The following is a 10398-nucleotide window of genomic DNA, read 5'->3' as shown; positions in this document are numbered from 1 at the left end:
CCTGTCTGGCAAGAAGAAGAATGGCAAGAAGTTGAAGCAGCACCTTTACCTCCCCAACGCTTCCAAGCCGAGCAGCCGCGATATTACGACGATGAAGACGAAGGCGAAAACTGGAACGACACCAGTCGCGAACAGCCGCGTACAGCCAAAATTTATGAGGATGTCCCCTACACGCCGATTTCTACACCTGCAAAACCGCTAGAGCCAGAGGATGAAGATATTCTCACGCTCGATGATGATATGTGGGGAGATGCGCCTCAATCAACTGCCGAGCCATTGCAAAAATTAGATATCCCCGAAGCTCGTCAGAAATTGGAGATTCCGCAAACGGTTAAGCAAGTTGAATATCAAGAAGAAGAGCAACATTAAAATGAATCGATAAATCGATCGATCGTAGGTTGGGTAGAGCAAAGCGAAACCCAACATCCACACCCAAGAGTGCAAGATAAGAAAACCCAACATTCCCAATTACAATTGATGGAATGTTGGGTTTCGCGATGCTCTACCCAACCTACACCTGGTGTAATGGTTAATCCAAAATCCAAAATTCAAAATCTACATGACCCCAGAAGATATTCAATCGTTTCTGACTAACCGTTTTGGTAGATCGCTAACCATTGCCGATGCCGATTCCTATCAGGTAGATACACCCGATTATCGGCTGCTGATTATTCTCTCCGCCCAACAATCTTGGGTGCGAATGTTAGTGCCCATCGCGCCCGCAGCAGAAGCAATGACCTTCGTTGATGAATTCCTATCTGCCAACTTTGATGACACATTAGAGACGCGTTATGCCATAAATCAGGGCGTTTTGTGGGGAGTATGGCAGCATAGCGTCGCGGGACTAACCACTGAAGATTTTAATACCGCGATCGACAGATCGATCGACCTCAAACGTGTCGGTATCGATCGAGCATTTCAAGATTTTGCCACCAAACAAGTCAAAGCGATCGTCAGTATCGCCAAGCAACGCGGCGATACACTCGAACAAACCATGCAAACACTCGACAGATTTTATGCTGAAGGGGTCATGGGCGATATCGGTGCGACTGAAGATATCCGCAAGGAAATGATGACGGCTTGGCAATATCAATTAGAGCGATTGTGGAATGAGGCTTAACCTGCATTCTCTGTTGTAGTTTTTTATCGATCGAGCCGTGAAATATAGAGATAATCAACAATCGAATAGTTGTAACTACAGCGTTTGGCAATTATCCCTTGTAACTAGACTAAATCGAATTAGTCAAAGACTAAACTGCCAAAGAATATGAAACCTCTAATCGATCGATTAATTGCCGCTGCATTAGCTGCTGTCAACCCATTTAATGCCATTCAAAACCACCTACGGCTAGATGGTGAAGATCTAGTTATTGGAGATTGCGTAATTAATTTAACTGATAAAGATATTCGGTGTATCGCAGTCGGTAAAGCTTCCGTGCCAATGGCTCGATCGATCCACGAACTTCTGGGTAGTCGAATCGATCGAGGATTAGTTATTACTAAATACAACCATTTAAAGGATGTTAAATTTCCAGCTAATTGGGAAACGATCGAGTCAGCACATCCGGTTCCTGACGATCTCAGTCTAGCTGCTGGCGATCGCGTGTGGGAAATACTCGCCGACTGTACGGAGCGAACTTTAGTCCTCGCTTGTATTTCTGGCGGAGCTTCATCTTTAGTCGTTGCACCGCGCGATTGGAATGCTTTACACGAACTATTAACCAGCTCCCCAACTGCCGAAATCAGTCAGGAAACGCAACAATTAATTCGGGCGTCTTTATCGAGCCAATCGATCGATATTAACACCGTTAAGCCCACCGAAAATATTTCGCTGCAAGCACTACAAGCGATCGGTACGGCACTATTAGGTAGTGGTTTATCGATCGAGAAAATTAATGCCGCGCGCTCGCAGATCGATCGATTGAAAGGTGGTGGTTTAGTCGAACGGGTAGGAGCGGGGAAAGTAATTGGATTAATTTTATCAGATGTTATCGGCGATCCGATTGGGGCGATCGCGTCTGGTTTAACTAATCATCCGCGCGCGCACAATGTCTTAGTTGGCAACAATTTTCAAGCCTGTCAAGCTGTAGAAAAAGCTGCTGGATCGCCAGAAATGGTTTATCAGCCACAGATTATGACTACTAAATGGGACGGAGAAGCAAAAATTCGCGGGATAGAGATTGCCCGAAGAATTATCGCCGCACCAAGTAAAACAGTGTTAATTTATGGTGGCGAAACTACTGTTAATTTACCAGAAAATTGCACTGGTAAAGGTGGCCGTAATACCGAATTAGGACTGGCGGCTGCCATTGAATTAGCAAAATACAATGTCCCTGCCTGGATAATTACATTAGCGACAGATGGTACCGATGGGCCGACAGATGCCGCTGGAGCAATCGTAAATGAGACAACGGTCGATCGCGCTCTAGTAATAGGACTGGATGCTAAAATGGCACTCGATCGACACGATAGTTATCCATTCTTTCAGGAATTGGGCGATTTGCATATAATTGGAGCGACGGGTACTAATGTGGCCGATATTACGATCGCCATTCGCCCATAGTAAGTAGCTGGGTACAAATATTTATTAGATAGAAATCACCTGAAACCTATGTGGTGGGCAGTGCCCACCCTACGGGGTATTTTATATTTAATTAGGTTCATCTACTTAACACAGCCATAAATTATCAATTATCAATTATCAATTAATTTACCCCCCAATCTGAGACATGGTGCGGTGATATACTCCGGTTTCACTGCCAGATTCGCGACCTTTGTAGTTAATTTCTGGTTTTAGAGCGAGTAAATCTCTGACTTGAGAACGCAATTGAGCGGTAGAGACACCATCGCGCAGTGCGGTTTTGAGGTCTAATTGTCCGGTTTCGTTGAGCAGACACGGACGCAACCAGCCATCCGCAGATAGCCGCATCCGGTTGCACCTGTCGCAAAAGCATTCGGACATCTGACTGATAAACCCGAGCGTCCCTTTCGCACCAGGGATGGTAAAGACATCCGCAGGGCCATTTCCTTTGACATGCGCCTCAGTCAAACCCCATTTTTCGCGAATTTGTTGGCGGATCGATTCGGAAGAAATCCATCCTCGATCGCTAAACAACTCATCGTTACCGATCGGCATAAACTCAATAAAGCGGACGTGCCACTGTTTGTCAATGCTCAGAGCGGCTAAATCCAATACCTCGGTATCATTCACCCCTGGGATGACCACAACATTTAACTTTAAGGGAGTAAATCCCGCACGATCGGCAGCTAGAATCCCGTTCCAGACCTGTTGCCAGCGGGATCTACCAACGTTGCCGACGATCCGATCGAAGGTGGCTTCATGCAGCGAATCGAGGCTGATATTGACGCGTCTGAGTCCGGCTTTGTACAAATCCTCAGCCATGCCAGCCAGTAAAAAGGCATTGGTAGTTATCGATAAATCTTGCGTCTGCGGTAGGCTGGCGATCGATCGCACGATCTCAACAATCCCACTGCGTAGTAATGGTTCGCCACCTGTGAGTCGAAAACAATTAAAACCGACTGGAATAAATACTTCCCGAATCAAAGTCAATAGCTCGTCATCAGTCAAAAGTTGCTGGCGATGCAGATATTCTAACTCCGCTCCCTCCGGCATACAGTATTGGCATCGAAAGTTGCACCGATCGATGAGGCTAATTCTTAAGTAATTTACCTGGTTCATCTTTCTATTGTCACCGATCGATTGTCGATCGTGGGCAAAATTTCTACAAATATTCAGCCGTCGTCAGCTTACTCTAATTAGTCTCAAGCGGAGATCGAGTTAATTTTTGGCGGGGAGCGGGAAGCGGGGAGATAGTACCCAACTGATGCCGTCGAATATATTAATCTTCGTCATATTCTGCTGCATGGCAAGTCAGATCCTGCTTTGTAGCTGTATTCTGCTCCACGATCGGCTCGCGCCATTCTCCAATCTGAGCTTCGATTCGATCGAGTCTTTCTTCTGACATCTGCTATTTCTGTAGTTGTCAAGTATATTTATTTTAGATACAGCTCTAAAAACCCGATCGACAGTTTATCTCTATTTTAGAATAGATGTTGATAATTTAGGTTGTTTGATTATCGCTCTATCTGTTCCCGCCACTTTCTTTTCTCGATCGATCGAATATTTTCTACATCTTTAAGCCATTCTAGATAAACGAGTAAATACTTTAATTCTAGATCCGACCGATCGCCTTCAAAGGGACTAATTCTGACTAAGTTACCGTAACTCTTTTCCCATTTCTTGGGAGTATCATCTACAACGATAATCGATTCTAATTTATAACCACGTCGCTTGACTTTTTTTAGTGGTTTGCGCGAATAATATGATGGATAGCGACCATCGATGAGATCGTAATTATAATTGTAGGCGATCGAGCAGCGATCGCTGGCCCAAACAAAATCTAGCGATTGTGGATCGGGAAAAATAGCGGCCACAACGGCAGTGGCATAGTCAGCTCCAGAAGATGTCCAAATTGCCACATTAAACCATTCCAGACAAGTTGCCAGAAAAATATCTAGGCATGGACGCTTATAAATGGCATAATCATACACGTAGAAATCTGGCAATCCGAGTAATGGTGTTTCGGTTGCGTAAACTAGGGTTTCATCCAGATCGAGAATTAATAATTTCTTGGCAGCGGCCATGGCGATCGATTAATTACTACATAAATATATTGCCCCATCACTAACTAGATATTGTCATGCTAGCTCGTCCTATTTTCACAATGTAAGATCGAGCCTGCCCTACAAGATACGAGTATTATCAATTATCAATTATCAATTATCAATTATCAATTATCAATTATCAATTAATCAAAGCCCAAGCTAGAAATCGTTCGGTGTAATAGAGTGCGAGTTGATTGCTCAGTCCCGAAAAAACAGCATCAAAAGCATGATCTGCCCAAGGAATTTCGATGAAAATGGTGCGATTTCCTTGCGATCGCAATTGTTGCGCGAGGTATTTACCATACTTAGATTCGATAATGTGGTCTTTGCCGCCGTAGATTAGCAGCGATGGGGGTAGAGCGGGTTTGACGGCGTTAATTGGCGAAGCTTGGCGGTAGAGTTCGGGCACGGTTTGCGGCGTGCCGCCAAGGAAGGCTCGCAGAGTGGCGCGCGACTCGATCGGATCGGGAGTGGGGACATCTTCGTAACCAGCCGTCAGATTGACGGGGCCATAATAATTGACGACAGCGCGAATGGGAAACGGTGGATCTTGGTAGGCTGCTAACGTTGCCAGTTGCGCGCCAGCCGATCGACCGATGAGTGCGACCCGATCGAGATCGGTTTCATATTCAGACGCATATTTTTTGATAAATGTCAATGCCAATCGCACATCTTCAAGCTGAGTGGGGAAGTGATAAGTGGGTGCATGGCGATAATCGATCGCCCACACCACATAACCTTGAGCGGCAATATAACGGTTGAAAGTATCGTCGCTATCGGGGCTACCGCGTTGCCAAGCACCACCATAAATCGACACGATCGCGGGGTATTTGCCGACTTGGAGCGGTCGATAGATATTCATCGTCAGCTTGACGCCATCGGGATTGGCAACGGGAATCGCTCGATCGAGCCTAACATTAGGAATGGGAATTTGGCTCCAGATATCGGAAATAACTAGAGGTTGCGATCGCAGTTTGGGCATAATTTCCGGCGGAATATCTTTAAGATAATCTCGTCCCAAACTCGACTCGATCGCGGCTTGTGCTTGTTGTTGGACTGTAGAAAATTGCAGTAATGGCGACGCACTCAACCCTAATGCTAAACCGCTCAAAGATAATGCAAATAGAAACAATCGCCAGGATCGAAAACCTTTTAACCAGAAGATTATCCCGATCGCGATTGCGATCGACACATTTAACAGCAGTAATCCCGGACTGATTTCTGGCGCGCCCACACTTAAAGGCAGGAGTGAGAAAATCGGTGCGGGGACGATAATCCACAGACTCAAAAACAAGCCTACTAATAACAGCAGTCCCACCAGCCAGATACTCACGATCGGTAAAACTTTTTTCATCGTCTGCGCTATGAGCGTCAATTTGAACTCCAGAAATCGGGATAAGCTGTAGTTACACTAACACCAAAGATCTAGAAAATGTAGAGTTTGACAGATGCAAAGAGTAGTTCCCACCGATTTTACAATCCAGACAGCCAGATGTCTGCTCCGCCGTCCGTCTGCTGACGATATTCCCCATGTTTTTTCAGCCACCCGTTTTGCTAGATTTAATGATGGAATGCAATGGGAGCCACCTACAACGATCGAGGAGTTGGATGAGCCATTGCAAGAAACTTGGCGCGACTGGGATGAGGGGAAAATGTTTGGCTTTACAATCGTAGATCCGGCTGTAAATAGCTTGCTCGGGCGCATTGGCATCCGTAAAACCAGCCGTGCAGATGTCTGGAATTTGGGCTTTTGGACGCATCCAGAGCACCAAGGACGAGGTTATATGACAGAAGCCGCCACAGCCATGTTGCGATTTGGATTTGAGGAACTAGGTGCAACTCAGATCGAAGCAAGTTATGCTCTCTGGAATAAGAGCAGTCGGCGCGTGCTCGAAAAAGTTGGGATGAAATTTATTGCCTATATTCCCCACGCGTTTCAAAAGAAGGGGCATTGGATCGAGGCTAATAAAATGAGCATTACCAAACGCGAATGGCTGCTGTTTGGATGTCGAGATCGATAGTTCGTCTTAGCCTAAAGACTAAAGTCTCGGCTAGCGATCGAATTTCGCACAAGCGGACTGTCGTTTGTGTCATGACTAGGATTTTGCCCTGGGAGTAATCCTGAAACCGCCCTAGTTTTCTAGACAAGATCGATCGATCCGAAGCACTCAGCTACAGCAATACCAGCTAAATAAGCATTTTCTACCTTATATCCGCCGCACCAGTCGCCAGTACAGAACAAAGGTGCGGGTAGATCGCTCGATAGATAAGAAGTATTATTAAGCGGGTATTTGGGGAAAGCATACCGCCACAGGTGCGGTTGCTCCCATTGAGCCTCTTTAAACCATGGCAAGAATCGCTCTCCAGCCTGTGCTAGCATCGCCAAGGCTGCGGATGAGGTATCTTCAGGATTGGGGTACTTAGCGGCAAAATTAGCAGTACTCTGAAGCACGAATGCTGGTGGGGCGGGTTGATAGCGTTTGCTACTATCTACCCCCACCCAAGCTAAAATCGGATCGTCGCTACAAGTTACCGATTTTACCTGCGGATAAATGGATTCCCATTCGGCTAGTTGAGTGGGTGTATAGCCTGCGGCAACTGCGATCGAGGGATAAAATTCGACAGATTTTAAGTCACTCAGGAACTCAGTCGGCAAAATATCCGCTAGGGGCGAGAGTAAATCGAGAGCTTGGGGCGCAGGAATTGCCAAAATGACTGTGCGAGCGAGAATTTCGCTGGGTTCGGTACCATCGATCGTTAGTCGCCACAGGTTACCATCTGGTTGAATTGCGATCGCGCGTTGCCCGAAGCGAATATCTAAATCTGTTGCCAGATATTTGGCAATTTGATTCATTCCACCTGGAGCTACATAACGAGGATAAATATCGGCATCAGCCAGCAGATTGCCATCGGCAGTTAGTGTATGAGTAGTATCCGTCCATGTCTCGACGATATTAGCCGCAATGAGTCGATCGAATAATGCCCGAAATCGCTCTCCTTTTGGCGATATGTAACAAGTTCCTCGATCGACACACGTATCGAACATCCGCCGCGTTGTCAATCTCCCACCGACTCCTCTAGACTTTTCCCAAATCGCGATCCCTCGATATCCATTTGCTTGCAGTTCTTTGGCACAGGCAATTCCAGCCATTCCAGCCCCAATAATTGCAATTTCGATCGGATTATTCATCTTTTATAGAACCCATTTGAGATCTTCTGGTGGGGAGGGCAGGTTGATGCTAGGAATTCACGCCTAGCACCATCAAATCTCAACAAACCCGCCCATCTTCACACCCACCCAACATCGATCGAACATCAAAATTTTAGAGTTGCACCACATCTCCTAACAAGAGGATCGAAACTATCATCAATAATGCTCCAGCAGCGATGTCTAAAGTTCTGGGCGATAATACCTTCGCCAAATAACGTCCTAAGAGTACCCCCACCAAACTCGTCGCAACTAAAGCTGTCCCCGCACCGACAAACACGATCCACGGTGACTGAGATTGGGCACTTAATAACAGCGTCGCTAATTGAGTCTTATCGCCCATCTCAGCTAAGAAAATCGTGATAAATGTCGAAAAGAAGGTACCCCACATGCTCGATGTTTGTCGAGTTGCGACAGGAGATTCTGCACCAGCGGATGTGGGTGGGATTTCTAAAGTTTCTAAAACAATATCGGCAGATGTATCGGAAGAAGATGAAATAGTCACGGGACAACCTAAACTACAGCTAAGGTCTCAATTATCTTCTCATATTCCTAGCTTCGCAAGTAGATCGACAAAAATAGCGAATTTTTTAGAGGAAAATTCCCAGCTCGGTATCGAATCGAATCGCTTCTAGACTCCGCTCTCCATAGACACCTTCAATCTGCTCGCGACAACACGCGATCGCAAAATCATTCAAATCCTCCGGCTCGATCCCAAACATCGCCACAAAGGTATCTTCCTGTACCCTACAAAAACTCGGACGATCTTCGTAGATTTGACAAGTCCGCGTGTCGCGATCGAGATTGATACACCAACCATCCGCACCTACCATGCTCATGTAGATCGCTAGCTGCTCTGGTGGTAAGTACTCTTCCAAATCCGGTCGATCGCTCGGATCCAAGTTACAGCAAGCCCCACACTGCTTTACACACCGCCATGTAGACATATTCTTGAGTTCGTCATTGCATTATTACCTATTCAGTCTATCGGGTTTTGGGTTGGGAGTTGGGAGTTGGGAGTTGGGAGTAGAGGGAAGGGGTGGAATTAGTGCTTTATTATTGAGACATGTGAGTAGTTTGTACGATTGTCCATAACATCAGAAAAGCTGAAAACCTAGTTAGTGGACAGTGACTCACTCCAGTTTTGTCTTACAACTCCCAACTCCCAACTCCCAACCATCCACTCCCCACTACCAACTCCCAACTCCCAACCCTCTTAATTCATGTACTTTTGTAAACAAAATTAATCTCGATCGGCGAGACGCGGATAAAATTATATCGCCGATCCTGTTGGCGATATAATAAATTAAAGTTTGTTTGCGAGGAAATATGGATTTTTTGAGCGGTATTGTGGATAGTGTGCTCAGTATTAACTGGGAAGTAATCGCCCAATTGTCAATGGTGGCAATGATTATGATTGCTGGCCCGATCGTGGTATTTCTACTGGCAGCTTTGCGCGGTAATCTCTAGGAGATCGGTGGCTAGTTATTTGCAATGCCAGTTGCTAGCCGCTAACTCTCTCGATCCAATAATTCCATCTGTCGATCGAGTAAATCGACACCTGCGGCGACATTCCCGATTTCTTGAAGTTGCGTGCGTAACTCTGCCGCACCCGAAAACCCTTTGGCATACCAAGTTAAGTGTTTTCGCGCCTGCAAGATGCCGCGATCGCCTTTATATAAGTACAAATTTTGTAAATGTTCTTTAGCACATTCTAATCTGGCGATCGAACTCGGCGGCGCAAGTCGTTCCCCCGTTCTGAGAAAATAGTCGATTTCACCCACCAGAAACGGGTAGCCGAGCGTACCGCGAGAACACATCACACCATCGGCTCCAGTCTGCTCCAGACAAGCAATCGCCGCCTCCACCGAAAAGATATCCCCATTGGCAATAACGGGAATCGAGAGTACTTCTTTAACCCGACGAATCCAGTCCCAGTTAGCCGTACCATTGTAGCCCTGAGCGCGAGTACGAGCGTGGATCGTCATCATCTGTGCGCCAGCATCTTGCATCCGTTGAGCGAAGTCTAAGATATTTATTTCATCATCCGACCAACCGATCCGCGTTTTCACCGTTACGGGAATATCTACAGAATTTACCACGGCTTTGACGATCGCGACTGCGGTATCCGGATCGCGCAATAGCGAGGAACCGCCACCATTTTTGGTAATTTTATTCACCGGACAACCCATATTGATATCGATCGTCTGCGCGCCTTGCTGTACGGCAATTTGAGCCGCTTCGCCCAGAAAATCAGCGCGACAGTCGAATAACTGGATGCTAATCGGACGCTCGTTAGCATCGATTTCCATGATGCGCGGTATTTCCTTAAGATGTCTCAGGCTCGATGCCTGCACCATCTCTGTATACATCATCGAATCGGGGGCATATCGCCGCACCAAGCGACGAAAAACCAGATCGGTAACTCCAGACAAGGGTGACTGAAAAACGCGGCTGTGAAGATGGAGAGAGCCGATCTGGAGGGGGGTGGTGAGGTTCACGAG

At 46.5% G+C, this 10398-nt stretch carries 12 protein-coding genes and 1 pseudogene; 5 read left to right on the top strand and 8 right to left on the bottom strand.

Going from position 1 to position 10398, the window contains the following annotated elements:
• From C7B77_RS14770 to C7B77_RS14755, 3 genes and pseudogenes are all read left to right on the top strand, one after another.
• Nucleotides 1–369, top strand: a pseudogene (locus C7B77_RS14770) (PRC-barrel domain-containing protein); the annotation flags it as partial.
• A gap of 190 nt (nucleotides 370–559) precedes the next feature.
• Complete coding sequence (locus C7B77_RS14760) at nucleotides 560–1120, top strand: hypothetical protein (RefSeq protein WP_106306120.1); 561 nt, start codon at nucleotides 560–562, stop codon at nucleotides 1118–1120.
• Nucleotides 1121–1267: 147 nt separating this feature from the next.
• Nucleotides 1268–2563, top strand: a complete 1296-nt coding sequence (locus tag C7B77_RS14755; RefSeq protein ID WP_106306117.1) for a glycerate kinase type-2 family protein — start codon at nucleotides 1268–1270, stop codon at nucleotides 2561–2563.
• 147 nt (nucleotides 2564–2710) lie between these two features.
• Here the strand turns inward: C7B77_RS14755 and moaA are convergent, their stop codons facing one another.
• The 4 genes from moaA to C7B77_RS14740 all read right to left on the bottom strand — a co-directional run bounded on the left by moaA (nucleotide 2711) and on the right by C7B77_RS14740 (nucleotide 6040).
• Nucleotides 2711–3700, bottom strand: a complete 990-nt coding sequence (gene moaA, locus C7B77_RS14750) for a GTP 3',8-cyclase MoaA (RefSeq protein ID WP_106306114.1) — start codon at nucleotides 3698–3700, stop codon at nucleotides 2711–2713.
• 160 nt (nucleotides 3701–3860) lie between these two features.
• The gene (locus C7B77_RS31435; protein ID WP_281261360.1) at nucleotides 3861–3986 is read right to left on the bottom strand and encodes a hypothetical protein; all 126 of its coding nucleotides are present in this window, start codon (nucleotides 3984–3986) and stop codon (nucleotides 3861–3863) included.
• A gap of 109 nt (nucleotides 3987–4095) precedes the next feature.
• On the bottom strand, nucleotides 4096–4665 hold the full coding sequence (locus C7B77_RS14745) for an NIF family HAD-type phosphatase (RefSeq protein WP_106306111.1): 570 nt from the start codon (nucleotides 4663–4665) through the stop codon (nucleotides 4096–4098).
• A 160-nt stretch (nucleotides 4666–4825) separates the two neighbouring features.
• The gene (locus tag C7B77_RS14740; RefSeq protein ID WP_106306108.1) at nucleotides 4826–6040 is read right to left on the bottom strand and encodes an alpha/beta hydrolase; all 1215 of its coding nucleotides are present in this window, start codon (nucleotides 6038–6040) and stop codon (nucleotides 4826–4828) included.
• Nucleotides 6041–6134: 94 nt separating this feature from the next.
• Here C7B77_RS14740 and C7B77_RS14735 point away from each other — a divergent pair, with 94 nt between their 5' ends.
• On the top strand, nucleotides 6135–6707 hold the full coding sequence (locus C7B77_RS14735; RefSeq protein ID WP_106306105.1) for a GNAT family N-acetyltransferase: 573 nt from the start codon (nucleotides 6135–6137) through the stop codon (nucleotides 6705–6707).
• A 119-nt stretch (nucleotides 6708–6826) separates the two neighbouring features.
• On the opposite strand, the gene C7B77_RS14730 is transcribed toward C7B77_RS14735, so the two are convergent.
• The 3 genes from C7B77_RS14730 to C7B77_RS14720 all read right to left on the bottom strand — a co-directional run bounded on the left by C7B77_RS14730 (nucleotide 6827) and on the right by C7B77_RS14720 (nucleotide 8841).
• The gene (locus C7B77_RS14730; protein WP_106306102.1) at nucleotides 6827–7876 is read right to left on the bottom strand and encodes an NAD(P)/FAD-dependent oxidoreductase; all 1050 of its coding nucleotides are present in this window, start codon (nucleotides 7874–7876) and stop codon (nucleotides 6827–6829) included.
• Between the two features lie 133 nt (nucleotides 7877–8009).
• Nucleotides 8010–8399 carry a TMEM165/GDT1 family protein gene (locus tag C7B77_RS14725; protein WP_106306099.1) on the bottom strand — a complete coding sequence of 130 codons (390 nt, stop codon included), beginning with the start codon at nucleotides 8397–8399 and terminating at the stop codon, nucleotides 8010–8012.
• Between the two features lie 85 nt (nucleotides 8400–8484).
• Entirely contained in the window at nucleotides 8485–8841 is a 357-nt protein-coding gene (locus C7B77_RS14720; protein WP_106306096.1) for a YkgJ family cysteine cluster protein, read from the bottom strand.
• 382 nt (nucleotides 8842–9223) lie between these two features.
• On the opposite strand from C7B77_RS14720, the gene psb30 reads away from it, so the two are divergent.
• On the top strand, nucleotides 9224–9364 hold the full coding sequence (psb30, locus tag C7B77_RS14715) for a photosystem II reaction center protein Ycf12/Psb30 (RefSeq protein WP_015158042.1): 141 nt from the start codon (nucleotides 9224–9226) through the stop codon (nucleotides 9362–9364).
• A 41-nt stretch (nucleotides 9365–9405) separates the two neighbouring features.
• Here the strand turns inward: psb30 and dusB are convergent, their stop codons facing one another.
• Complete coding sequence (dusB, locus tag C7B77_RS14710; RefSeq protein ID WP_106306125.1) at nucleotides 9406–10395, bottom strand: tRNA dihydrouridine synthase DusB; 990 nt, start codon at nucleotides 10393–10395, stop codon at nucleotides 9406–9408.
• Nucleotides 10396–10398: the final 3 nt, after the last annotated feature.

Origin of the sequence: Chamaesiphon polymorphus CCALA 037 (assembly GCF_003003845.1) — a bacterium.
In the GTDB taxonomy this organism is placed as follows: Bacteria; Cyanobacteriota; Cyanobacteriia; order Cyanobacteriales; family Chamaesiphonaceae; genus Chamaesiphon; species Chamaesiphon polymorphus.
Note: the sequence above shows the minus strand (reverse complement) of the source record. Positions and strands in the feature narration are given on the sequence as shown.

Coding starts and splice junctions, on each gene's coding strand:
- C7B77_RS14760 (WP_106306120.1), top strand. CDS start 560: ATGACCCCAGAAGATATTCAATCGTTTCTGACTAACCGTTTTGGTAGA.
- C7B77_RS14755 (WP_106306117.1), top strand. CDS start 1,268: ATGAAACCTCTAATCGATCGATTAATTGCCGCTGCATTAGCTGCTGTC.
- moaA (WP_106306114.1), bottom strand. CDS start 3,700: ATGAACCAGGTAAATTACTTAAGAATTAGCCTCATCGATCGGTGCAAC.
- C7B77_RS31435 (WP_281261360.1), bottom strand. CDS start 3,986: ATGTCAGAAGAAAGACTCGATCGAATCGAAGCTCAGATTGGAGAATGG.
- C7B77_RS14745 (WP_106306111.1), bottom strand. CDS start 4,665: ATGGCCGCTGCCAAGAAATTATTAATTCTCGATCTGGATGAAACCCTA.
- C7B77_RS14740 (WP_106306108.1), bottom strand. CDS start 6,040: ATGAAAAAAGTTTTACCGATCGTGAGTATCTGGCTGGTGGGACTGCTG.
- C7B77_RS14735 (WP_106306105.1), top strand. CDS start 6,135: ATGCAAAGAGTAGTTCCCACCGATTTTACAATCCAGACAGCCAGATGT.
- C7B77_RS14730 (WP_106306102.1), bottom strand. CDS start 7,876: ATGAATAATCCGATCGAAATTGCAATTATTGGGGCTGGAATGGCTGGA.
- C7B77_RS14720 (WP_106306096.1), bottom strand. CDS start 8,841: ATGTCTACATGGCGGTGTGTAAAGCAGTGTGGGGCTTGCTGTAACTTG.
- psb30 (WP_015158042.1), top strand. CDS start 9,224: ATGGATTTTTTGAGCGGTATTGTGGATAGTGTGCTCAGTATTAACTGG.